General features: G+C 56.7%; 24 protein-coding genes and 1 pseudogene. 3 read left to right on the top strand and 22 right to left on the bottom strand.

Annotated elements, in window-relative coordinates; genetic code table 11:
- Both ROS217_RS22605 and ROS217_RS22610 read right to left on the bottom strand, forming a co-directional pair.
- Positions 1 to 477: a L,D-transpeptidase family protein gene (locus ROS217_RS22605; protein ID WP_009820130.1), complete on the bottom strand. Its 477-nt coding sequence runs from the start codon at positions 475 to 477 to the stop codon at positions 1 to 3.
- A gap of 99 nt (positions 478 to 576) precedes the next feature.
- Positions 577 to 2,973, bottom strand: coding sequence for a heavy metal translocating P-type ATPase (locus ROS217_RS22610; protein ID WP_230797753.1), 2,397 nt, complete (start codon positions 2,971 to 2,973; stop codon positions 577 to 579).
- A 169-nt stretch (positions 2,974 to 3,142) separates the two neighbouring features.
- Between ROS217_RS22610 and ROS217_RS22615 the strand changes: the two genes are divergently transcribed.
- Positions 3,143 to 3,412: a hypothetical protein gene (locus ROS217_RS22615; RefSeq protein WP_009820132.1), complete on the top strand. Its 270-nt coding sequence runs from the start codon at positions 3,143 to 3,145 to the stop codon at positions 3,410 to 3,412.
- A 39-nt stretch (positions 3,413 to 3,451) separates the two neighbouring features.
- Here ROS217_RS22615 and ROS217_RS22620 read toward each other — a convergent pair whose 3' ends face one another.
- The 6 genes and pseudogenes from ROS217_RS22620 to ROS217_RS23850 all read right to left on the bottom strand — a co-directional run bounded on the left by ROS217_RS22620 (position 3,452) and on the right by ROS217_RS23850 (position 7,845).
- A complete protein-coding gene (locus ROS217_RS22620) occupies positions 3,452 to 4,117 on the bottom strand; it encodes a L,D-transpeptidase (RefSeq protein WP_040652275.1) in 666 nt (221 codons plus the stop codon).
- A 269-nt stretch (positions 4,118 to 4,386) separates the two neighbouring features.
- A pseudogene (locus ROS217_RS23835) lies at positions 4,387 to 4,590 on the bottom strand (DUF411 domain-containing protein); the annotation flags it as partial.
- A 126-nt stretch (positions 4,591 to 4,716) separates the two neighbouring features.
- Positions 4,717 to 5,451 (bottom strand): DsbA family protein, encoded by a 735-nt coding sequence (locus tag ROS217_RS22625; RefSeq protein ID WP_230797754.1) that lies wholly within the window; start codon positions 5,449 to 5,451, stop codon positions 4,717 to 4,719.
- A gap of 110 nt (positions 5,452 to 5,561) precedes the next feature.
- Positions 5,562 to 6,137 (bottom strand): L,D-transpeptidase, encoded by a 576-nt coding sequence (locus ROS217_RS23840; protein ID WP_009820136.1) that lies wholly within the window; start codon positions 6,135 to 6,137, stop codon positions 5,562 to 5,564.
- A gap of 83 nt (positions 6,138 to 6,220) precedes the next feature.
- Complete coding sequence (locus tag ROS217_RS23845) at positions 6,221 to 6,811, bottom strand: L,D-transpeptidase (protein WP_009820137.1); 591 nt, start codon at positions 6,809 to 6,811, stop codon at positions 6,221 to 6,223.
- 276 nt (positions 6,812 to 7,087) lie between these two features.
- Positions 7,088 to 7,845 (bottom strand): IS5 family transposase gene (locus tag ROS217_RS23850; protein WP_085978809.1). Its coding sequence is split into 2 segments (ribosomal slippage): positions 7,088 to 7,509 and positions 7,509 to 7,845, totalling 759 coding nucleotides; the frame shifts between segments, so codons are not numbered across the junction.
- Between the two features lie 221 nt (positions 7,846 to 8,066).
- On the opposite strand from ROS217_RS23850, the gene ROS217_RS22640 reads away from it, so the two are divergent.
- Positions 8,067 to 9,293, top strand: coding sequence for an efflux RND transporter permease subunit (locus ROS217_RS22640; RefSeq protein WP_230797756.1), 1,227 nt, complete (start codon positions 8,067 to 8,069; stop codon positions 9,291 to 9,293).
- A gap of 50 nt (positions 9,294 to 9,343) precedes the next feature.
- Here the strand turns inward: ROS217_RS22640 and ROS217_RS22645 are convergent, their stop codons facing one another.
- The 10 genes from ROS217_RS22645 to ROS217_RS24535 all read right to left on the bottom strand — a co-directional run bounded on the left by ROS217_RS22645 (position 9,344) and on the right by ROS217_RS24535 (position 17,728).
- Positions 9,344 to 10,585: a sialidase family protein gene (locus ROS217_RS22645; protein WP_040652277.1), complete on the bottom strand. Its 1,242-nt coding sequence runs from the start codon at positions 10,583 to 10,585 to the stop codon at positions 9,344 to 9,346.
- A gap of 96 nt (positions 10,586 to 10,681) precedes the next feature.
- Entirely contained in the window at positions 10,682 to 11,122 is a 441-nt protein-coding gene (locus ROS217_RS22650; RefSeq protein WP_009820142.1) for a c-type cytochrome, read from the bottom strand.
- Between the two features lie 14 nt (positions 11,123 to 11,136).
- Complete coding sequence (locus ROS217_RS22655; RefSeq protein ID WP_009820143.1) at positions 11,137 to 12,441, bottom strand: ABC transporter transmembrane domain-containing protein; 1,305 nt, start codon at positions 12,439 to 12,441, stop codon at positions 11,137 to 11,139.
- A gap of 8 nt (positions 12,442 to 12,449) precedes the next feature.
- On the bottom strand, positions 12,450 to 12,983 hold the full coding sequence (locus ROS217_RS22660) for a cupredoxin domain-containing protein (RefSeq protein WP_009820144.1): 534 nt from the start codon (positions 12,981 to 12,983) through the stop codon (positions 12,450 to 12,452).
- A 109-nt stretch (positions 12,984 to 13,092) separates the two neighbouring features.
- On the bottom strand, positions 13,093 to 13,809 hold the full coding sequence (locus ROS217_RS22665) for a copper-binding protein (protein WP_037929554.1): 717 nt from the start codon (positions 13,807 to 13,809) through the stop codon (positions 13,093 to 13,095).
- Positions 13,810 to 13,855: 46 nt separating this feature from the next.
- Positions 13,856 to 15,214, bottom strand: coding sequence for a multicopper oxidase family protein (locus ROS217_RS22670; protein WP_007120886.1), 1,359 nt, complete (start codon positions 15,212 to 15,214; stop codon positions 13,856 to 13,858).
- A gap of 11 nt (positions 15,215 to 15,225) precedes the next feature.
- The gene (locus ROS217_RS22675) at positions 15,226 to 16,689 is read right to left on the bottom strand and encodes a TolC family protein (protein WP_009820147.1); all 1,464 of its coding nucleotides are present in this window, start codon (positions 16,687 to 16,689) and stop codon (positions 15,226 to 15,228) included.
- A complete protein-coding gene (locus tag ROS217_RS22680) occupies positions 16,689 to 16,910 on the bottom strand; it encodes a hypothetical protein (RefSeq protein WP_226892491.1) in 222 nt (73 codons plus the stop codon). The genes ROS217_RS22675 and ROS217_RS22680 overlap by 1 nt, the downstream gene beginning before the upstream one ends.
- A 73-nt stretch (positions 16,911 to 16,983) precedes the next feature.
- On the bottom strand, positions 16,984 to 17,298 hold the full coding sequence (locus ROS217_RS22685; RefSeq protein WP_009820149.1) for a hypothetical protein: 315 nt from the start codon (positions 17,296 to 17,298) through the stop codon (positions 16,984 to 16,986).
- A gap of 286 nt (positions 17,299 to 17,584) precedes the next feature.
- Entirely contained in the window at positions 17,585 to 17,728 is a 144-nt protein-coding gene (locus tag ROS217_RS24535; protein WP_175545318.1) for a hypothetical protein, read from the bottom strand.
- A gap of 286 nt (positions 17,729 to 18,014) precedes the next feature.
- On the opposite strand from ROS217_RS24535, the gene ROS217_RS22690 reads away from it, so the two are divergent.
- Positions 18,015 to 18,719, top strand: coding sequence for a hypothetical protein (locus ROS217_RS22690; protein WP_024099372.1), 705 nt, complete (start codon positions 18,015 to 18,017; stop codon positions 18,717 to 18,719).
- Between the two features lie 11 nt (positions 18,720 to 18,730).
- On the opposite strand, the gene ROS217_RS22695 is transcribed toward ROS217_RS22690, so the two are convergent.
- The 4 genes from ROS217_RS22695 to ROS217_RS22710 all read right to left on the bottom strand — a co-directional run bounded on the left by ROS217_RS22695 (position 18,731) and on the right by ROS217_RS22710 (position 21,895).
- Positions 18,731 to 20,074 (bottom strand): APC family permease, encoded by a 1,344-nt coding sequence (locus ROS217_RS22695; protein WP_009820152.1) that lies wholly within the window; start codon positions 20,072 to 20,074, stop codon positions 18,731 to 18,733.
- Positions 20,075 to 20,182: 108 nt separating this feature from the next.
- Positions 20,183 to 20,890: a ferric reductase-like transmembrane domain-containing protein gene (locus tag ROS217_RS22700; RefSeq protein ID WP_037275425.1), complete on the bottom strand. Its 708-nt coding sequence runs from the start codon at positions 20,888 to 20,890 to the stop codon at positions 20,183 to 20,185.
- Between the two features lie 82 nt (positions 20,891 to 20,972).
- Positions 20,973 to 21,626, bottom strand: coding sequence for a methyltransferase family protein (locus ROS217_RS22705; protein WP_009820154.1), 654 nt, complete (start codon positions 21,624 to 21,626; stop codon positions 20,973 to 20,975).
- Positions 21,626 to 21,895, bottom strand: a complete 270-nt coding sequence (locus tag ROS217_RS22710; RefSeq protein WP_009820155.1) for a DUF2933 domain-containing protein — start codon at positions 21,893 to 21,895, stop codon at positions 21,626 to 21,628. Before ROS217_RS22710 ends, ROS217_RS22705 begins: the two co-directional genes overlap by 1 nt.
- Between the last annotated feature and the right edge of the window lie 4 nt (positions 21,896 to 21,899).

Below are 21,899 nucleotides of genomic sequence, written 5' to 3' on the forward strand. Positions count from 1 at the left end.
TTAGGCGTAAATGTCGATCGGTGTCCCGTCCCTGACCATGGCATAGATTTCCTCGATCTGGCGGTCAGTGACGGCGATGCAGCCTGCCGTCCAGTCGCGGACATTCATTGGGTCGATCCCCTTGCGCGGTCCGCCGTGGATGAAAATGTCGCCACCGGGCGACTTTCCTTGAGCCTGCGCAAAAGCGATGTCTGCCGCGTTGGGATATGAGATGCCAATCGACAGGTGAAAGAGGCTCTCCGGGTTGCGCCGATCAATCACGTAGGAGCCCTCCGGCGTACGGCCGTCCCCCTCGAACTGCTTGTGACCTTCGGGCGCGAAGCCTAATCCGATGGGATAGGTCCGCAAGACGTCATCCACCCCGTCCAGAACCAGGAACCGCTGTGCCTTATACATGCGTAGCCGGGTCACTTCGGGTCCGTTGTACGACCGGAACTTGCTGGCACAACCTGACAGGAAGGCGGCCAATCCGCCCATCAAAAAGGCGCGCCGTGGAAATCTGGTGTTTGTCACTGCTCGACGCCCCTTTTTGCGAGGTCTGTTGGTGCCAGAGGTTACTCTACCGAAGACGTCGGATCAATGACCGTGCGCCAGTGCTCCCTTCGCCATCTGCTCGCCCACCGGTTCACCGCCCGAAGGCCCGTCCTTGATCCGATGGCCGTTCAAAAGCCGCAGCGCATTGGCGACCACCAACAGGGAAACGCCTACATCCGCAGCGATGGCGCCCCACATCGAGGCCATCCCGAACGCGGTCAGCCCGACGAACAGCGCCTTTGTTGCCAGCGATATACCGATATTCTGGTGGATAATCGTCATTGTCCGCCGAGAGTGAGTAATCAGCCACGGCACTCGAGCCAGATCGTCGGTCATCAGTGCAATATCTGCCGTTTCGATCGCCGCATCCGATCCGACAGCCCCCATGGCAATGGCATAATGCGCGCGCGCCATTGCGGGCGCGTCGTTCACGCCGTCGCCGATCATCGCCACCATATCGTGGCATTCCACCAGTTCCTCGATGGCCTTCACCTTGTCTTCTGGCAAGAGTTCGGCGCGCACCTCGTCAATGCCGACCTCGGCCGCCACCGCACGTGCGGTGCGTTCGTTGTCGCCCGTCAACATCACGATTGTCTTCACACCCTGCGCGTGCAGACGCGCAACGATACCCTTTGCATCGGGGCGAATGCGGTCACGAAGCTCCAGCACGCCGGTCACGCCGGTCTCGTCACCCACGGCAACCAGGGTGCTGCCTGCCCCTTCGATCCGGTCCCGAAGATCCGCCGGAATGGCATTGCTGAAACCTTTCTCTTGGGCAAACCGATCTGATCCGAGCCAGATCGCGCGCCGGTCGGCGCGTCCTTCGAGCCCGCGCCCAGGCACGGTCCGCGTGTCCTCTGCGGCAGACACGGAAACACCATCGCTTTCTGCGCGCGCGAGGATGGCGCGTGCCAGCGGGTGCGAGGACCGCGCCTCCAGACTGGCTGCCAGCGTGATGATTTCGCGAGCGGAGGCTTCACCCAGCGGGTGAACCGCCGCCACCTCAGGCTCGCCCATGGTGATCGTTCCCGTCTTGTCCATCGCCAGCGCTGTGGTGCGCCCTGGCGCTTCGACATAAGCGCCGCCCTTGATGAGCACCCCTGCTCGCGCCGAAGCGGCCAGCGCTGCTACAATGGACACCGGCGTAGAAATGACCAGTGCGCAAGGACATGCGATGACAAGAAGGACCAGCGCATTGTAGAACCAATAGTCCCAGGCGCCGCCGAGCAAGAGTGGCGGCACCACCGCGATGGTGATCGCCACCGCCATCACGATGGGTGTATAAATGCGCGCGAATTTCGCCACCCATTGCTCGACCGGCGCGCGGCGGGCATGGGCATCACCGACCATACGGATGATCTTGGCCAACACTGTGTCGGAAGCTGCCTTGGTCGCTCGTACCGTCAGTGTGCCTTCGCCGTTGATCGTGCCGGCATAGACCTCATCGCCCGGCTCCTTTGGCACGAGCGCGCTTTCTCCGGTAATGGGAGCCTGATCGACGGCTCCCGCCCCCTCCACCACTTCACCGTCGAGGGGGATGCGGTCGCCGCCGCGCACAATGAAGCGATCGTTCACGGCGACCTCTGCCGCAGGCACATCGGTTTCGCTGCCATCTGATCGGATCACCCGAGCTGTCGGCGGCGCCAGATCCAGCAAGGCCGATACCGCGTTGCGGGCCCGCCCCACACTCCAGCTCTCAAGGTAAAGCGAAAGTGAGAAGAAAAACGCAACCGTCGCGGCCTCGAAGAATTCGCCCAGCCCGATGGCACCCGCCACTGCGACCACCATCAACAAGTTCATGTCAGGGGAAAACCGTCGCGCGGAAGACCAAGCCTTGGGCGCGACCAGCCAGACCCCGAAGAGAATTGCCACCGCGAATAACCCTGCTTCCGCGAGTGGCATCGGCATTTCTCCGTGCCCTGCGAATAGCCCGAGCGCACCACCCATGCCGGTTTCGACGATGTGGTAGAGAAAACCTGCCACCCAGAAGCCGCCGCTGAGCGCGGTAAACCGCTTTTGACGTGCCAGATGCGCGGCCTGATTCTCTGCTGCGTTGTCGGCGTCCCACGGTTTTGCGCTCATGCCGGTACTCGCGACCAGTTGCGAAATCTCGTTGTCCGAAATCCCGACTGCGGTATCCAGAATTGTCATCCGCCCATTGATGACATCGAACGCCAGATGCTCAGTCCCGCCGACTTTTGGACCGACCACCCTATTCAGGATTGCCACCTCTTCGGCACAATCCAGACCGGAAACTTGAAAACTTCGCCCATTCGACGGGATGGATTCTGCCGGTCCCGTGTTGGCTCCAGCACCGCAGCACGCAGCACCATCTCCATGAGAGTAGCGAGCTACGCTCGCATGTTTGTGATCATCAACATGATCGTGACTGCAGTCAGAGCTGTGCTTGTGGTCGTGGCGGTGGCCATTGGAAGACATGGGATTGACCTCGGGATTCGTTCATTCCACATTGAGATAGCCCCTACAGTAACTAGAGCTTCAAGAGCTAAAACAGAAACTTGGTCAAGTAAGGACACCGATCTGCGGAACCTTGAAACGCGTTGCCAAGTCTGTGGACGCGGCTGACCTGCCAAAGAGTGAGATAGATATGCTTCAAAAATATGCGGTGTTCATGGTTGCAACATTGGCCCTAGCTGGCTGTGCGGTGCCTCCGAAGGAAGACAACGATCCATTCAGGATCGGGAATATTCCAGAGTCTGTCGCAGCCCTTGCTGCACCCGACCAAGATCTCAACGCGGCACGGCTACGTCCCGAAGATAACTGCTATTGGTATAATCATAATGGGCCGGTGGAAACGACCTTGGTCCCGTTGCGATCGGCGGGCGGCAATCCCATCTGCGTCGCGCGCCAATCCTGATTGGCACGTTCGAGCTTCGGACTGACGACGCGCCTTGGGTCAGCTCTGCGGAGTCACGCTGTCCTCGGCCGAATATAGGAACGCCGTCGAGCCAATCTCCACGTTTGGATACAGATCGTTTATGTGCGCCATGACCATCCGGACGCAACCGGAACTTGCTCGTCCGCCGATGCTTCGCGGCTGTGGTGTACCGTGGATGCGCAGATAGGTGTCTCGGTCCCCGACATAGAGATAAAGCGCCCGTGACCCGAGCGCGTTCTCAGGTCCGGGTTCCATACCGTCAGCGATGTCGGCGTAGAGCTCCGGGTCGCGGTTAATCATGTTCTGTGTTGGCTGCCAATGCGGCCACCTGACCTTGCGCTTGATCGTGTAGACACCCGGCTCATAAAGTTTGCCGCGAGCGATCGCGACGCCATAGCGCATCGCAGTGCCGCCTTCCTCGATATGGTAAAGATAGCGCGCCACGGCGTCGACATGAATGTCACCGGCCACAAGACCATTTTTAGCTACAACCCGCTGCGGCAGAAAGCGCGGGTGTAGGCCCCACGGGTTTGATGTGGCTGGGTTATAGCCCGGCGGTGTTACCTGTGCATCCCAAGCACCCTTTTCCGCTTCAGTGGGCCAGGTGTCAGCGAGGAGCGGACTTGAGATAGACGCGGAGAAAAGTGCAGCGGTCGTCTGGATGAAATGTCGTCTTGTCAGCATCTTTCTTGTTCCTTTCACGCTATTGGCGGCGATCCAACCCACATCCCGAATTTTTTTACCTAGGAAGGAGTCAAGTTATTACAGACGACTATGCTCCATGGGGCCGACCGTTATCGATGCCTTAACTCTTAAAGTTACTAGAGGTTCAAGAAAAATATTGATCCCGCACGGGCATGTGTTTTCGCAACTTACGTATGGACAACCCTTGGTGCCTAGGTCAGTTCAAAAACCTCTGACCTCAACCGCCCTTCATTGTCACCGTCTCGAGTTCAGGCTGCCTCGTAGTTTGTGAACGGCTTCGTGGTCCCCTCTCGATTGACCAAATGTACAACATAGGCCTCACGTTCCGATTCTGGCCCATGCCCTGGCGATCCGTAAGGCACACCGGGGACTTCAAGGCCAACAGCGTTTGGGCGCTCATCCAACAGACGGCGAATGTCGGCGACCGGGACGTGGCCTTCGATCATATAGCCGCCGAAGGCTAATGACTTTTCGTTTTCCATAGTGAGACCTCTTGCTCCAGATAACTTCGGAGATAGGGGTTCCAGCGGGTGGAAGATCAAGGGCTATAAGGGCCGATCTCATAATCGTCCCCCCTTTCACTCGGGGACGAGTTCTGCTATCTTTTCAAGAAGTGTGCCGCGCTCGATCACACCGGGGATTATTTCGTCACCCAATACGAACGTCGGCGTTCCAGTTATACCCAAAGCTTCTGCGAAACGCAGAGAGGCCGCAATGTGATCACTCACTGAATCAGATTGCATATCTGTTTTCAAAACTTCGAGATCGAGCCCCACATCGCCTGCAATTTTCATAACGCTTGCTTCAACGGCTTGCCCGTTCAATGCCATCATTGCCTCGTGAAACTGCTGATATTTACCTTGGTTTCTCGCGGCAAGTGACGCGCGCGCCGCAACTTCGGAACCGGGCCCTAGGATCGGGAATTCACGATAAATAATGCGGACATCCTTGCTTGCCTCCAGTACCGCTTTGACCTCTGGTGCAGCGCGGCGACAATACCCGCAGTTATAGTCAAAGAACTCGACAAGTGTGACGCTGCCATCCAAGTTCCCGAAGATCGGAGCATTCTGTTCGAAATCATCGCGCAACTCAGACAGGGCGTCAGTCTGCGCTTCGGCGAGCGCTACATTTTCACGTTCCTGAAGGATTGAAAGCGCTTCGATCAGAATTTCGGGTTTTTCCAAGATCGCTTCAAGTGCGAGACGCTTGATATCTGCTTCATTGAGTTCTTGTGCGGCCACAGTAGTAACAGGAAATGCTGCTAATACTGTTGCAAGAACAATTTTCGACAGGCCGCGTCGCGCTAATAACATCTTGAATCCTTCCTAGGATTGAGAGAGATCCGGGGTGATTGAGTTATCTTCCCTAGGAAATCTTCTGCTGAAAAGCTACCAAAACACGCTGATCTCGCCAAGGCAGTGTTCTAAGTTGCGGGGTATAGGATCACACGGGTGTCCAGCGGGACTTTATCATAAAATTGGACAATCTGATCGTTCACCAATCTGGCGCACCCGTTCGAGACTGCACGGCCGATAGTGGTTGGGTCATTTGTGCCATGCACACGCAAAAAGGTATCGCCACGACCCGGTTGAAAGAGGTAGAGGGCCCGCGCACCTAGAGGATTGCTCAAACCGCCAGGCATTCCATTTCGTAAGGGACCATATTTCTGAGGCTCACGACGCAACATGCCCGGGGTCGGTGTCCAGCTGGGCCATTCCTTCTTTGCCCCAACATAGAATTCGCCTGCCTCATAAAGACTCGGGCGACCGATCCCGACGGTATAGCGAATTGCAGTGTTGTCAGGTTGGGTCCAGAAGAGGGCAAACTGGCTTGGGAAAACATGAATTTCGTAGGGATCAGCGCCTCCTGGGATGCTTACTACTTGAGGCAAATACTCCGGCGGCAAATCATACTTTGGCAGCACTACATGAGCTGAAACGGGCTGACTGCACAAAGCTCCGACAGCCCCGGTGGCAAAGAGAAATTTTCGTCGTTTCATGAAACTATGGCTTTCGAGTAGTGAACGTAGAATGAGCGCTGGTACACGAGATCAGACTTTAACAAGTCATGCGAAGTGCGGGATCAAAACAGCTTGACTTGTGTTCCTACTTCGGCCAAAGCAAACAATTCTTTGATATGTTCGTTATAAAGACCAATGCACCCATTTGATGATCGGCGGCCAATCTTCCGCGTGTCTCCTGTCCCGTGGACGCGATAATACTGCCATGACAGGTAGAGAGCGTGCGTGCCCAAAGGATTATCAGGACCAGGTGGAAAGTAGTCGGGCCATTCAGGATTGCGGATTTTCATTGAAGGAGTTGGGCGCCAGCTTGGACCTTCCACTTTCTTGATCACGCTAGTGTACCCGCGTTTGGTAAGATCTTCGGACTCAGGCACACTGGAAGGATAAAGCTTATAAACGCTTTGGTTTTCGGACCAATACTGCACCGCTCGGGAATCTATATCGCAGAGTATTACCCCATGTTTCAGGTTGTCGAAGTGATCCTCCCAATTCGCGACAGCAAAACCGGACGAGTTCCTACGTACAACCGGTGATGCTAGCGGAGGCGTGTTTTGGGCAAATGCGGTGCCCGCTTTCAGAGTGAGGCCGCTCGCCGCTGCTCCAAGCAGGATACTGCGCCGCGAGATAGCCGCATCTTTTACAAACTTCATTCCACTACCCTCAAACTAAACTTTTCCGGTTTCTACAACCTTCACCCACTGGAGGTTCAACCAATTTAATATCACAAAAATGTGAGGTCAGTAATTTTGAGATTTTCGACAGGCGAGTGATAGCGTCTGAGATTCTCCCCGAAATTCGGACACTGGCGTAAGCTGCGATTTGTAGTCTGCTGATCTTCAACACGAAGGAGATCTGACATGTCGAAACGGAAGCAGCATCGCCCAGAATTTAAGACCAAGGTCGCATTAGGTTCCAGACTCATTGATTCAGAGCCAGAACAAGACGGTCGCGGCGAGCGCGATTGCTGAGAGGGATACGGTTGGGGATCTGTCGTAGCGAGTGGCAACCCGCCGCCAGTCCTTCAGGCGTCCGAACATGATCTCGATCCGGTTGCGCCTCTTGTATCTCCGCTTGTCGTATTTGATAGGTTTGTCGCGCGACTTACGTCCCGGGATGCAGGGCTTGATCCCCTTTTCTATCAACGCCTCACGGAACCAGTCCGCATCATATCCTCGATCCCCCAGTAGCCAGTCAGCCGATGGCAGGCTGCTCACCAGCGCCCTGGCACCGGTGTAGTCGCTGACCTGCCCACCAGTGATGAAGAACCGGATCGGACGCCCTGCGGCGTCGGTGACAGCATGCAGCTTTGTGTTCATGCCACCTTTCGTGCGCCCGATCAGCCTTCCACGCCCCCTTTTTTTAAACGCAGGCTGGAGGCCGTGCGATGCGCCTTGAGGTAGGTCGCGTCGATCATGATCGTCTTCCGGTCCGTTCCCTCCGAAGCCAACCCAACCATGATCCGGGCAAACACGCCCATGTCGCTCCACCGCTTCCATCGGTTGTAGAGCGCCTTGGATGGATCATATTCCTTTGGCGCGTCGCTCCAACGCAAGCCATTGCGATTAATGAAAATAATGCCACTCAGAACACGCCTGTCATCGACGCGTGGCTTGCCATGGCTCTTCGGAAAGTACGGTCGAAGCCGTGCCATCTGCTCATCGTTCAGCCAGAAAAGATTGCTCATCACGCCCCCTAAAGTTTGGGAGCTTGAATCAAGATCGCGCGGAGACCGCAACCAAATCAATGGGTCCAGAGCCTAGAGGCGCTGAAGGGCGAAGAGACGGTCAGCGAGTTGATCAGTCGATTTGGGGTTCACTCAACGATGCCCCCTCAATGGAAATTATATGCCTGCCCGGGTCGCTTCTGAGTGGAAATCAACAGCCTCGGCAGGAAATGGATGCCGCCATGCAATTTCCCGGCGTATCGAACGCCTGGACGATGCCGATCCGGGCGCGCATCGACATGCTGTCCACCGGCATCCGCACGCCTGTGGGGATCAAGGTCTTCGGCACCAGCCTGACCGAGATGGAAAAGGTCGCCCGTGAGGTCGAAGCCGTGGTACGAACGGTGCCCGGAACGACCAGCGCCTATGCCGAACGGGTGATCGGCGGCTATTACTTCGACATCACCCCGGACCGTACAGCGCTTGGCCGCTACGGTCTGTCGGTGCAGGATGTGCAAGAGGTAATCGGCATGGCGTTGGGGGCCAAGGCCATCACGCAGACCGTCGAGGGGCGCGAGCGCTACGACGTCGCAATGCGCTATCCGGCGACACTGAGGTCTGATCCGGAGGCGATTGGGCGCGAGGTTCAGGTTGCACTGCCGGGCGGTGGCACCATTCCACTGGGGGACGTGGCCACCATTGAACGCACCCGCGGAGCTACGTCGATCCGCACCGAGAACGGACAGCTTGCCGTATATATCTTTGTCGATATCGTCGGACGCGATCTTGGCGGCTATGTGGCCGAAGCTCAGGCGGCGGTCGCGGCCTCCGTCACTCTGCCACCCGGCTATTCTTTGGGCTGGAGCGGTCAGTTCGAATACCTTGAACGCGCGAAACAGCGGCTGGCCACTGTTGTGCCGCTGACGCTGGCGCTGATCTTTCTGCTGCTTTACCTAAACTTCCGCCGCCTGACGGAAACCTTGATCGTGATGTTGTCGCTGCCTTTCGCTCTGGTCGGTGGCATTTGGCTCATGTGGTTCATGGGCTTCAACATGTCGGTTAAGGTGGCCGTCGGGTTTATCGCGCTGGCCGGGGTGGCGGCTGAAACCGGAGTGATCATGTTGATCTATCTCGATCAGGCGTTGAATGAAGCGCGTGCCCGCGCGGGCGACAGGGACCTGACCCGCGACGAGCTCCACGCCGCGATCATGGTGGGTGCAGTAGACCGCGTGCGCCCCAAGATGATGACAGTTGTCGCAATCATGGCCGGCCTGATGCCGATCCTTTGGGCGCATGGCACCGGGTCCGAGATCATGCAGCGCATCGCAGTGCCCATGATCGGGGGAATGGTGTCGTCAACCTTGCTGACCCTGATCGTCATTCCGGCGGTTTATGCCATCATCAAAGGGTGGGGCCTGAAGCAAGCCGGTACAGTGCCTGATTTGGCCCTCGGGCGGGCCGCAGAATAAGGGCAACGGCGTCAAGCAAGCAATAGGATATTGAGATGTATGCTCGAAACCTATGGAGTCACCGCGACTTCGACCATGCGGATTGTAGTGTCCCCATCCCCGCCGCCGGTCGGCTGCGTCCAGGCCACAAACGTACCGGCGTCTCCGCGCGCCATTCGGGGAAAACCGATCGATCCGCCGCCCCGATTGATATGGAGCGCCTGAGGCGCTGCGCATCCGGTACTTCGCGATATGTGGCACATGACGATCGCTTCACCGCCTCCCACATATTCAATCCAGAGCGCCAATGCGCTTCCATCCGGCATTTGCAGAACATCCACCCGTCCCGCGGCTGTGCCGAGGTCAATGCGGAGCGGTTCGTCAAACTGCGCGCCGCCATCGTCCGAAAACGCGATATAAACCTCCGGTTTATTCTCAGCTGCAGTGAACCAGATGACGGACACCTTGTCGTCCATCGTATCAACAGCTGGGCCATTTACGGGGCAGCCGGCACTTTCCCATCCGTCGTCGTGAACAGTGAGGGGTTGCGTCCAGTCCCCTCCGGTAGATCGAACAATCGAAATGTCGCGGATTTCATCGGCGGTTCGATCACGATAGACCGCCACGATATCGCCCGAAGCGGTCCGCGCTGCGGACGTCTGACAACAAGTACAAGCGCGCGCGTCCAACAGGCTTTCTGGCTTCATCGTTCCGTCAGAGTTGATCTGTCGTGCGCGCAGCTGCATCGCATTCTCGAAGTTTTCGCCTTCTGTTTGACTGTCATACTCCCGGCCATCCAGCCACAGCGCCGTCAACCCGCCAAACTGATCGGGAACCAACGAAACAAAACCGTGCTCGCGTTGTGATCTGTCATCATGGGGAACAAGCGGTTCCGTCCAGCTTCTGCCTTCATCTTTAGAAAAAGCGATATTGACGTCATATTGGTAATCACCCTCCCCATTCAGTTTAAGCCATTGTGCCGCCAGGCCGCCATCAGCCAGCACCGCTACCGATGGAAAATCGGCCCAGTTGATGTAAATCTTTGACGATTTATGAATTGTGCGAGCGTCCGACCACTCACTGCCATCGAGTATGGCCATGCGAACTTCCGCTTCGGCTCCGTTTTCTTCTGTCCAGCTCAATATGATCCGGCCATCCGGCAAGGTTGCAAGTGATGGTTCACGGGCACTGATGCCGACCGGTGCTGCACGGTCGGTCAATCTGAAGAGGGCGGTTTCCTCGGCATGAGTTGCAGGGAAAGAACTGAAAAATGCAGCAAGGATCAGGATCGATGCAGCGAGACACTTACTCATACAGAGAATTATCCCCACTAGTCGTGGCCATGTTGCGGCGAACCCATTGGTAGTTGATCGGGAACCAAATCCCACCCTTTTGTCCGTCGAAACGGCTCAGTTTATCCCGTTGGCACGCTGCAATACACGAATGTAAGCCACGATATCGAGAATATCTGATCGCGTCACGCCTTCAACCGCTGGCATGTTACCAAATTTCCAATGATGCGCCCGAACTCCATTTTGCGCCGCGAGGACAAACGCCATGTCGCCGTGGTGGCTCGGTTCATAGATTTTGTGAACAAGCGGTGGAGCGATGCCATCCTGGCCTTGCCCGTTCAGGCCGTGGCAGGCGGCACATACCGCATCATAAGCGCTTGCGCCGATTTGCTCCTGCTCTGTAAAACTGGAGGGCAAATTGACGGCTGCAAGTGCGCCTGCGGGAAGCGCCATGCTTTCGCCGGTTTGGGTGCCCGTTTGGGAGTCGGTCTGCTGCTTGAAATACCATCCCGCCGCAGCAACGGCGACCAGAGCAAAAAATATCGCTGCACATCTCATTCTATCAGACTCCTTCATGATGTTGCGATCGCCCCCTGTCTCTTCACAGACAAAGCCGGGTAACTCAGTGTAGCTTCCTCGAATTGGCTGACCTCTTCCAGCTTGGGGTTGTCTGCCTGAGCTTTCCCCGATCGCTGAATCGATCCAGTGAAAAAGGTCGTGATTTCCTGGTACCGGATCCGCGTGTCTTCCAGCGTCTGATAGTAACTGAAGAGCTCTTTCAGCGGTGCCGAGAAGTCCTTGTGTGCTGCCAGGACGGCCACCAACGCGCCGAGTGTAATGCGACCTTCGATGACAAAATATCCACCCAAAGAGTAGAACAGGAATGGCGTCAGCGCGGTCAGAAAATTGTTGAGGGCCTTGATGAAGAACTTCAGGCGGAAGATCTTCCTGCGCACGTGCTCAAGCTCTCTGAAGCTTGCACTCGCTGGGAGCAGCCCGGCAGGATTGACCTGACGTTCGCGCAATTGATCGCTCAGCTGCCTGCCAAGCTGTCGGACTTCCTTGATCCTGGTGCGCGAAAGCGCGTTGACCCGGCGCTGCAGCTTGGGCAGCAGCACGAGCTGAATTGGCAGTACGGTCAGTGCTGCGGCACCCAAGACAGGGTCCTGAACGAACATGAAAAACAGGATCGTCAAAAGCGTACCGCCTTGCAGGATTGGCAGCGTAAGGACATCTGCCGCAAAGCCACCTATGGGCTCGACTTCCTGCGCGAGAATAGGGACGATTTCGCTCTGGTTTTGGGAGTCTGGATCGCTGCGCCATTGCCGATAGACCAGCAGGCGGAAGCGCCGCAGAAAACGCTCCGCGACATACCCTTTGAAGACGTTTAGGCCATATTTGTTTAACCCATTCAGAATGATCGCCAGAAGATAGAGACCGCAAAGAAGTATGAGGAAACCGACCTGATCGAGGTCTTGTCCCAGAACGACAACCGGGAAACGGTCTGAATCCAGGGCGTTATTCACGATCTGTTTTGGCAGTTCCAGGGTTAGATAGAGAATAGGCATCGCGATGAGGCTAACCACGATCATCAATGCCTGCTGCCTTCTTGAATAGCGCAAGACGGTGCTGAAAAGACTTCTTTCGAGCCCTCGTATGGGCTCTTGGTGGAACGCAGGCGTGCGAAGGTGCCTCCAAAGCTTCAGAACGCCGCGAATAGCAAGATATGAGCCGACACTAATCAGCAGAGCGGGCGCCAAGACCAGTATGAGATGAATGAACGGATGCACCCAGTCTGGCGTGGCATCGTTGTAGTCGTATCCGAACGCGGCAGATACGTTATGTACAAACAAGTGATACCTTTCCAAGAGTGACATGGAAAAGTCTAACCCTTGGATTTCGGCGCGAGGTGATCGTGGACGATGATGACGCCCCACATGCCCGCCTCCCGGTGGCCGGGTATCAAGCATGCAAACTCCAGGTTGGTCACATCGGAGAACTCCCAGATCAAATCGGCATTTTGTCCACTTGGGATCGAAACCGAGTTGGCGCTGTCATGCTGCATATCGGGATGTTCGCGCATCCATTGCTGATGTTTTGCGACCTCGTCAAAGGAACCGAGAAAGAACTCGTGATCCAATGCGCCGGTATTTCTGATTGAAAACTGGACAACCGAGCCGCTTTCAATCTGGATCGCGTCCGGCTCGAAAAGCATGTAGCCGCTTTCCGTCTCCCGTATGGATATTTCAATCGTCCTGTCGATCGAGGAGCCATCACCGGGTTTCCCGATCGGATCATGGCCAGGCACTTCGAAGGCTCGCGCGTGAGGCTGCTGGCCCTTGCCACTGGAAGCGCCCACTGAAAAAGCCGGAAGGACAAGCGCAAGGGCGATGGTGCAGGTTCTCAGGAAATTCTTCATGCTCGGCTACCTCCGTAGCGCTTGATTTTATGGGATCTTCTTGCTTGCTTGGGCTAAGCGATCAAGGCGATGGGGCCGGAGTGTTTACCCCCGGCCCCATTGTTAGTAGTTACTTCATCTGCGTGACGGTCAGTTTACCCTTGACCCGGTCGGCAACGAACTCGATGTCCTGACCTTCCGCCATCTTGGCCACCATCGCCTCGTCGGCGCGGAACACCATGGTCATTGCCGGCATATCCAGGTTGACGAGAGGGCCGTGGATAATTGTGACCTTGCCGGCCTTTGCGTCGATTTTCTTGATGGTGCCGCTTGTGTATTCCACGTCAGCCTGAGCCATCTGGTCACCGACTGCGACCTCACGGTGCATTCCCGATTCGTAGTGGCCCGGGATCAGGCACGCTGCTTCGAATGTGCCAGAATTTGCGAAAGTCCAGACAACCTCGCCCGAGGCGCCCGCATCGAGACGGATACGGTTCGGATCGTCATGTTCCATGTCCATCTTGGCCATTTCGATCTTGTGCTCGGCATTACGCTCTACCGTGTCGAGGACGAATTCATGCTCCAGCTCACCCTTGTTGGTGATGTTGAAGCGGATGGTTTCGCCCTCCTTGATATCCATCGGCTCACTCTCGATCAGCATCTGGCCCTCATCGTTTTCGAGCAAAGTGACGTCGATTGTACGATCCACCTTGGCGGCGTCACCCGGCATGCCGACCATCATTGCGGCCGGCTTGTTCTCCCCATGCCCACCGTCGTGTGTACCTGCAGCAAAGGCCGGTGCTGATAACGCGATCGCAAAGCTTGTCGTCAAAAGAAGATTTCTCATTTTATTGTCCTGTAGGTTGGTTTGGTTGGAGTTGACGAAGGGCCGCTCAGCCCTTCGAGGTTGGTTTCGGTGTGAGAATGGTCTTGGGGCTGTTGTTGGAGGCAAATTCGGGTAATTCGCCGGTCCATTCGTAGGCCATCTCGCCCGGAGGATTTTCGTACCAGCCGGGATCGGAGTAATCGTCCGCGTCGATGCCGTCTCGCACCTTCACGACCGAAAACATGCCGCCCATCTCGATGGGTCCGTACGGGCCCCAACCCGTCATCATCGGGATGGTATTGTCGGGTAGCGGCATTTCCATTTTTGCCATGTCCCCCATGCCGGACATGCCCATCGGCATGTATTCCGGCTGGAATTGACGGATCTTCTGGGTCAGCGGCTTCTTGTTCACCCCGATGAACGTCGGCACGTCATGGCCCATGGCGTTCATCGTATGGTGCGATTTGTGGCAATGGATCGCCCAATCTCCCAGATGATCGGCGACGAATTCGTAGGCGCGCATCGCACCTACGGGAATGTCGATGCTGACCTCCGGCCACTGTGCTTCAGGCGGCACCCAGCCGCCATCCGTGCAGGTGACCTTGAAGTCATAGCCGTGCATATGGATCGGGTGGTTCGTCATCGTAAGGTTCCCAACCCGTACTCGCACCCGGTCGCCCTTGTTCACGACCAGCGGATCGATGTCGGGGAAGATCCGGCTGTTCCAGGTCCAAAGGTTGAAATCCGTCATCGTCATGATGCGGGGTACATAGGTACCCGGATCGATGTCGAAAGCATTCAGCATGATCAGGAAATCACGATCCACCGGCATGAATGTGGGATCCTTGGGGTGGACCACGAACATGCCCATCATCCCCATCGCCATCTGGGTCATTTCATCGCCGTGGGGGTGGTACATGAACGTTCCGGACTTCACCAAGTCGAATTCGTAGACGAAGGTTTTGCCCGGCGGGATGCTTGGATGGCTCAATCCGGAGACCCCATCCATGCCTGAAGGAAGAATGAGCCCGTGCCAGTGCACCGTTGTGCCTTCCGGCAGCTTATTGGTGACGTAGATGCGCACCCGGTCGCCTTCGACTGCTTCGATCGTCGGGCCGGTGGATTGGCCGTTGTAGCCCCACAAATGCGCGATCATGCCGTCGGCAAGCTCGCGTTCTACCGGTTCGGCCACGAGGTGAAATTCTTTCACCCCGTTGTTCATCCGGTGCGGCAGGGTCCACCCGTTCAATGTGACCACAGGTGTGTAGTCCGGCCCGGAATTGGGACGCGCCGTGATCGCCGTTGCTGCGCTATCCATTTGGGCAGCTTCGGGCAGGCCCATGTTCAGGGTTTGACCCCAGGCTTTCGAAGATACCAGCGTTGCACCTGCCGCGCCGGCTCCGAGTAATTGACGTCTATTTAGCATGTCAGTTCCTTTCAGTGTCCTGCGCCGCCACCGGCGGCAAGTGTCGCGCCTTCTCCACCAGCACCGCCACCGCCTTCGCCGCCGCCATAGATCGCAGCGGTCAGATCAGCCTGTGCCATGTAGAATTCGCGTTTTGCGTTTGCCGCTTCCAGTGATGCGCCCAGTTTCTCGCGCACGTCTGTCAGCAGCTCGAAAGTGTTGGTGATCATGCCGTTATAAGACAGCAGCCCCTCTTCTTCGACGGTCGTGCGTAGCGGCACCAGAACGTCGCGATAGTGGCGGGCGATCTTATACGCGGCGTGATAGGAGGCTTCAGCACCACGCGCTTCGGACCGGACGTTGACGGCTCTTTCTGCCAGCACGTTGGCTGCTTGCAGGTACGACAATTCCGCCTTGCGCATCCGTGCCTTCCCGGTGTCGTAGATAGGGATTGCGAACTCCACCTCCACCTGAGGGGTGGTCACGGTCTCCGTTTCTCCGTCCTCAATTTCCCGCTCCGCTTCGAACCCGGCAATGAATTCGAGATCGCTGATAATGCGAGTCTGATCAGTCAGACCAAACGCCTTGGCCTGTGCTTCCAGGCCAAGTTTGGCAACGCGCAGATCAACCCGATTTCGCAATGCTTTCGCTTCGATGTCAGTCACACGGCCGACGGAACGCGGCAGCGCAGGAAGGGCATCGGGCACATAATAGTCGACTTCGGTGCCCCACAGCCCCATGAGCCTGGTCAGCTGCTCTTTGGACCGGGTAGCATTCAAGCGTGCCTGGGCAAGTTGTCCGGCGAGTTCGGCATTGAATGCCTGTTCACGGGCCTGCCCGGCTGTGTTGAGCGCGCCGGTCTCACCCAGCCTCATAGCCAATTCCGATCCGGCGTCAGACGTCGCTTTCGCACGGCGGAGATAACTCACAGCCTCGAAGGCGGCTACGGCATCGACCCATGCCTTCCGCGTCTGATTGGCCAGTGCGAGTGTGTCGTTCACGGCGCTCAGTTGAGCCTGCCGGAAGTTTGCGTCTGCAATGGCCGTACGCTGCTTGCGAGTGGTGGCATCGAGCACGTTCGACCGGATCAGTCCCTCGATCGCCCTGTAGGCACCCAGTTCGGGCGCACCGATGCCCAGTATACCAATCGACACGATCGGGTTTTCCGGCGTCGATTGCTGCCAGGCCTCTGCGGCCGATAGGCCAACGTTCGCATAGGACGCCTGCAACCCTTTGTTGTTCAGAAGCGCGACCTGAACGGCGGTGTCCGCCGAAATGGTCTTGCGGTGCACCATTGCGTGCACCTGCTTCTTCAAGGCCTCGTTTTCGGCCTGGGTTTCGGCGAAGGCTGTCCGTTTGCCGATGGCTGGTGTGACCTGGCTGGAAATGTTGGCGAAGCCAGCTTTTGGTTCCGTGTAGATGCCCGGTACAGCTGCAGCACAGGCACCCAAGATTAGCGGAAAGCCGAAAACCAGCGGAAACTTCGATACTCGCATCAGTTGCCCTCCGTCTGTTCTTGATTGACGGAACGCCAGTCGCGGGGACCTGTAGGGCCGCGATAGGTGTAGCCCGCCAAGGGGTCCTGATAGCTGATCGGCGATGAAACTGCCGTGTTGACGACGGCCTGTTGGGTCGCGACGGACGGCAACGGGGTGGGCTCATAGGCGCATGCGCCAAGCCCGAGGGCCGAAGCCCCCATAAGTAGATGAATTTTCATGAAAGTAACCTGATTGGTGAACGTTGTCTCACGCAGAATCTGCGCAAGGCTCACACCCGATTTGGGCGCCGGTTCAGATCAGGAATCGAGGGGGCCGAAGAAACCCTGCTGTTTCTACCGAATACGTTTGACCGTCCAGAATGACATATTCACTTGTACCAACCGGCTCTGCTCTGATCTTGGTGTCTTCGATGAAGACGACAGAAATACAGATGCCGTTGCAACACTCTTGGGTTTGTTGCTCTTTGCCATCCTTGTCTGACGCTGCCATGCCGATGTCGCTTGCGACCTTAAGCGTCTCATGCGCGTGATGCGCACCGCTTCCAGTGTGATGGGCCTCTGCAGCACCAACGACACCAACAGACTTGGCTTGATGTCCGTCATGCATGCCGGACGCCGCGTGAGCGGCAGAAGGTGGTGACAATACCAATGCCAGCGCAAACGCAATGCACGTAAACGCCCTTGACCAGCTTGATATGAAAACTCGAAAGCTCATGCCGCCAACATCGGATACCTGTGCAGTATAGTCAATCCGTCCTGCGCAGGAAGGTTTGTCGCTTTTTTTGAAACAGGCGAGATACGGCCACTGCAGTCAGAAAATGTTGCATATCAGAAACATATGAACAGCCAATACCTCGCTCCCGCTCAGCGCAGCGTTGCTGACGCGTCTTGTGCTACCGAACTTCAGCCAGTTTCTCGGAGACATAGCCCGCGTCGCTGATCGCTACGGCCAATGCAGTTTCATCCAGAGTGCTGTCGACGCCGACGATAGGTGCAGTCAGATCGCACGAAACTTTTGCATCTGGGTCGGCAGCCATGATGGGCTTTTGCATGGAAGCGGCACGATGGCCGCGATCTCCGCGCAGATTGCAATAGACCCTGAAAGGAGTCCGCCCACTCGGATAGGAATATTCCGTTCTGAAAATTACCGCCAGCGTAAGACATGCAGAAAAGCTACTTTCCAATGCTATCAACATTTCCGCAACTAGGTCCGGCAGTAACCTACCATTTGTTATGTCGCTCGGCCTGCAGTTGAGACATGGACGCGGTTCAGGAGATTTCGAAACTTAAATTTCATTCGTCCCAAAGACCTGGAGCGAATGCTTGGTTCCCAAACGCAGGTTCAACATCCTCGATCTCAAGCCGTATATGTGCCAACGTTCTAACATGCAGAGGTTTTTCTCCGTCGACATGCCCGGTGTTCAGTTTGTGAGCATTGTCTTGGCATTCAGCCTCGCAGCGTTACTGCCGGTCCTCTGCCTTTATATCTTGCTTTCGCCGGGCTTTGCAGCGGCTCTTGCCGCCGGCGGGCCATCGCTGGCCCGCTTTCTGAGGCAAGTTACGACCAACGGTCTGCCCGTAGTTTTTGCCATAAACTATGTCAGTTTTTTTCTTTTCGCGGTGATACAGAAACCAAAGGTCGCCCGCCGAGATACGGCGTTTTTCGTGCTGGTGGATATCTTGCTCAGAGCCATTCTCTTTCCAAGCCTCCACGCACTGATCTACGTTTTGTCTGCCGACTGGTTCGAGTCATTCGGGGGCAGTCGTGCAACCGCGTTGTCGGTCGTTGCCCCAACCCTTGCGCGTTCGGCGTTTTTTGAGAACATCTCCGGAGTTTATCTTTATGCGACAATGATCAGCGCGCTGCCGCTATATGTTTCAGCTTTCGGGCAGTCGGAATTTCTTGGACCGACCGTTCGTCGCTTGCCAATAAAAGCGGGCTTGATGCTGCTCGCCTTGTTTGCGTTTGCCCTGTCGGTCGGATTGATCGCAATCGGTGCACAAGGCATCGCATTCCTTCAGGGCTAGATGATGGCTGGCTATTCACCGTGGGAATGCGCGGCCTGAGGTGCCAACCATCGCGACAAGTAAACGCGCTCGAAAGCGAAGACAGCGATCATTCCGACAGCCGCATACAGAACGATCATTGGATCACTTTGAAGCTTCATTACGGTGAAAGCTGCCAATACAATTGCATCGAGAGAGAGCGCAGACAAAAGCACGATACTGGAGGCGCCAACTTCGGTTCGACGATAGCGGAACACGCCCCAATGTATGATCATGTCCATGACGAGGTAAAAGAAGGCACCAAGGGATGCGATCCGTCCCAAATCAAAGAGCACGGCCAGCGTCGAGGCGATAACGACTGTATAGACCAGCATATGCCGCTGGACAGCCCCGGACATGCCAAAATGGCTGTGCGGGATCATTTTCATCTCCGTCAGCATGGTCAGCATCCGCGACACTGCGAAAACGCTGGCCAGCACGCCGGATGCCGTGGCCACGGCCGCCAACACGACCGTCAAGTAAAAGCCGACCTGCCCGAGTGCGGGCTCAGCCGCCTGGGCCAGCGAATAGTCGCGCGCGGCGATGATTTCGTCGATTGTCAGGCTCGCGCCCACGCCAAAGGCCACAAGCAGGTAGACCACCACGCAGATCGCGATGGACAGCATGATAGTGCGGCCCACATTGCGGTGGGGATCGGTGATTTCGCCGCCGCTGTTGGTGATCGTGGTAAAGCCCTTGAAGGCAAGGATCGCCAGCGCAACGGACGCGATGAAGCCTGTCACTCCAAAGGTCTCGGCCGTTTCTGACGCGGCTGCGAACTGAAACCCGCTTGACCAGAGTGCTGCGATACCGAACAGCGCGATGCCTCCGATCTTGATCGCCGCCATGATTAGAGAGAATAGCCCGACGGAGCGGTTTCCTGCGATGTTGACCAAGAATGCGAACACGATCACGGCAACCGCCAGAACGGGCACAAGTGGCCCGCCCGTGATATCGAGAGGCCGCAAGACATAAGTGGCGAATGTCCGTGCGACGAGGCTTTCCGCGATCACCATGCTGAGCGCCATCAAAAGCGCCGCTCCCGCCGCGACCGCCCCCGATCCATAGCATTTCTGAAGGATCATCGCGATGCCCCCTGCCGAGGGCCAGGCGTTCGACATCTTGATGTAGCTGTAAGCGCTGAAGCTGGTCACGATGGCACCAGCGATGAACGCGAGTGGAAATAGTGGTCCAGCCAGCTGGGCGATTTGTCCGGTCAGGGCAAAGATGCCCGCACCGATCATCACGCCCGTGCCCATGGCAACAGCTCCGCCAAGGCTGATCGAGCCTTCACGGTAGCCGTCGTTCCCATCGTGGTTTTTATTGTGTTTCTGCATTTCGATCTGCCTTGCTTGCTTTTTAGGTCGTTACGCCTCTGCGCATGCCCACCCGATAGGTTTCAGGCCGCCAGAAGTCCCGACCCTGGGCGTCTGATGAAATCGCGACTACTCCCGTTGCGAGGGTGCGCCGTAGATCCGCCGGGAAGTTTGCGAACGCCATGTGACTACAACGGCGGCCCCTTGCAGAGCGATAACTGACGCCACAAGGGCAACGAACGGCCATCGCGCCCAGTTCGGCTCAGGCATTTGGCGGTGAAAATCAAGAAAATGAAAGAACAAGAAATAGGCCGTGTGCAGCACTGCCAGCCACCACAGAACATAAGCGCCCTGCTGGATGTATTTCCACACGGACGTGCCAAGTACCCTTTGGCTGAAATTATTCGACGTACCGGCAAGCACAAAGCCGTAGAGCAGTGCCGCGATCCCAACCACATTGGCCAGCGCAAACCCGTGCTGAAGCATCACGTAGCGTTGCAGCTGGGGGTGATACTCAAAACCGAACAGCCGTGCAAAATCAAGCTCGACCCAGCCGATCAGTATGATGATGGTATGCACCGTCGCCGCCAGAACCGCATAAATACCGAGCTCGCGTCGGTACGGCATGAGCTTCCGTAAAAAGGGCGCAGACGACAAGCGTGCGAGCGGCCCAATCGCCATTGCAGCAACGATGAGCAGCAGTGAAAGATCCCCCAGCGCTCGGTTGTAGCGGTGCATCTCCGACCACTCGGCACGCGAAGCAAGCAGCAGGTATCCCGTCAGCACGGACGTTCCTATGATTAGTACGTGCCGCAGAAGGGCGGGTTTTTTCATCATGGTTTCAGATACCGTATGTTTGCAGTCTTCCAAAGATGTTTTAGGCAGGCAAATAACACATCAGATCGGCTTTCGCTTCCAATCAGCGTTCAACATTCTGCAGAGTGTTAACGTTTGGTATGAAAGCGGGAACCCGGCTGGCATACCTGTCCCAGCCAGCGCCGAACCGTTCTCGGCTGTCCTTCTCCTCGCCGCGGGCCAGCCGTGCGTACATCCAGACCAGTACCGGAAACATGGCCAGCGTCAGGAGGGTCGGCCATTGCACGAGAAAGCCCAGCATGATCAGCACGAACCCCACATACTGGGGATGACGAATGCGGGCATAGGGGCCTGTCGTCGCAAGCAACCCCTGACGCTGCGCATTCCACAGATGGTGCCATGCCACGGATATGAGCCAGAAGCCGCCGCCGATAAAGACGAAGCTCAGGAGGTGGAACGGCCCGAAATGCGGGTTCGATTGCCAGCCGAACATCATTTCGGGGAGATGTCCGCTGTCGTGGGCAAACCAGTCTACCTCCGGCCAGGTCGATTGCAGCCAGCCGGAAAGAAAGAAGATGGTCAACGGGAACCCGTACATCTCGGTGAAGAGAGCTACGACAAAAGCGCTGAACGCTCCAAAACTGCGCCAGTCGCGTTTTGTCTGCGGCTTGAAGAAACTGAAGGCGAAAATGATGAATACCGCCGAATTGATAAATACCAGCAGCCAAAGTCCATAGGAAGCACCTGCATCGGTCATTACTGGTCGTCTCCCTTGCCGTGCCCGCCGTGGCCTCCATGACCGCCATGCATGAAGAAGTGCATGCCGACGCAGAGCAGCAAGGGCAGCCAGATCAGCAATCCGCTGCTCAGGATGTGCACCCGGTGCTCGTAACCCAGAAGAAGGCCGCCAACTGCCAGCGCAACGATCAGATAGATGCCGGCGCGTGATCGCCAGAATGAGGGCGGGCGGTGGGCATGCTCCGATTGACTTTGATTAACATGTGATGGATCAGGTTGATGGGTCACGTTG

It is taken from the genome of Roseovarius sp. 217, from assembly GCF_000152845.1.
In the GTDB taxonomy this organism is placed as follows: domain Bacteria; phylum Pseudomonadota; class Alphaproteobacteria; order Rhodobacterales; family Rhodobacteraceae; genus Roseovarius.

Excerpts from the sequence above, each read along its gene's own strand:
- ROS217_RS22625 (WP_230797754.1), bottom strand. The coding sequence starts at position 5,451 with ATGTTATTAGCGCGACGCGGCCTGTCGAAAATTGTTCTTGCAACAGTA.
- ROS217_RS22620 (WP_040652275.1), bottom strand. The coding sequence starts at position 4,117 with ATGCTGACAAGACGACATTTCATCCAGACGACCGCTGCACTTTTCTCC.
- ROS217_RS22680 (WP_226892491.1), bottom strand. The coding sequence starts at position 16,910 with ATGAAAATTCATCTACTTATGGGGGCTTCGGCCCTCGGGCTTGGCGCA.
- ROS217_RS22675 (WP_009820147.1), bottom strand. The coding sequence starts at position 16,689 with ATGCGAGTATCGAAGTTTCCGCTGGTTTTCGGCTTTCCGCTAATCTTG.
- ROS217_RS22650 (WP_009820142.1), bottom strand. The coding sequence starts at position 11,122 with ATGAGATGTGCAGCGATATTTTTTGCTCTGGTCGCCGTTGCTGCGGCG.
- ROS217_RS22685 (WP_009820149.1), bottom strand. The coding sequence starts at position 17,298 with ATGCATGACGGACATCAAGCCAAGTCTGTTGGTGTCGTTGGTGCTGCA.
- ROS217_RS22660 (WP_009820144.1), bottom strand. The coding sequence starts at position 12,983 with ATGAAGAATTTCCTGAGAACCTGCACCATCGCCCTTGCGCTTGTCCTT.
- ROS217_RS22665 (WP_037929554.1), bottom strand. The coding sequence starts at position 13,809 with ATGAGAAATCTTCTTTTGACGACAAGCTTTGCGATCGCGTTATCAGCA.
- ROS217_RS23840 (WP_009820136.1), bottom strand. The coding sequence starts at position 6,137 with ATGAAACGACGAAAATTTCTCTTTGCCACCGGGGCTGTCGGAGCTTTG.
- ROS217_RS23845 (WP_009820137.1), bottom strand. The coding sequence starts at position 6,811 with ATGAAGTTTGTAAAAGATGCGGCTATCTCGCGGCGCAGTATCCTGCTT.
- ROS217_RS22705 (WP_009820154.1), bottom strand. The coding sequence starts at position 21,626 with ATGACCGATGCAGGTGCTTCCTATGGACTTTGGCTGCTGGTATTTATC.
- ROS217_RS22615 (WP_009820132.1), top strand. The coding sequence starts at position 3,143 with ATGCTTCAAAAATATGCGGTGTTCATGGTTGCAACATTGGCCCTAGCT.
- ROS217_RS22640 (WP_230797756.1), top strand. The coding sequence starts at position 8,067 with ATGCAATTTCCCGGCGTATCGAACGCCTGGACGATGCCGATCCGGGCG.
- ROS217_RS24535 (WP_175545318.1), bottom strand. The coding sequence starts at position 17,728 with ATGGCTGCCGACCCAGATGCAAAAGTTTCGTGCGATCTGACTGCACCT.
- ROS217_RS22700 (WP_037275425.1), bottom strand. The coding sequence starts at position 20,890 with ATGATGAAAAAACCCGCCCTTCTGCGGCACGTACTAATCATAGGAACG.
- ROS217_RS22645 (WP_040652277.1), bottom strand. The coding sequence starts at position 10,585 with ATGAGTAAGTGTCTCGCTGCATCGATCCTGATCCTTGCTGCATTTTTC.
- ROS217_RS22670 (WP_007120886.1), bottom strand. The coding sequence starts at position 15,214 with ATGCTAAATAGACGTCAATTACTCGGAGCCGGCGCGGCAGGTGCAACG.
- ROS217_RS22695 (WP_009820152.1), bottom strand. The coding sequence starts at position 20,074 with ATGCAGAAACACAATAAAAACCACGATGGGAACGACGGCTACCGTGAA.
- ROS217_RS22610 (WP_230797753.1), bottom strand. The coding sequence starts at position 2,973 with ATGTCTTCCAATGGCCACCGCCACGACCACAAGCACAGCTCTGACTGC.
- ROS217_RS22605 (WP_009820130.1), bottom strand. The coding sequence starts at position 477 with ATGGGCGGATTGGCCGCCTTCCTGTCAGGTTGTGCCAGCAAGTTCCGG.
- ROS217_RS22655 (WP_009820143.1), bottom strand. The coding sequence starts at position 12,441 with ATGTCACTCTTGGAAAGGTATCACTTGTTTGTACATAACGTATCTGCC.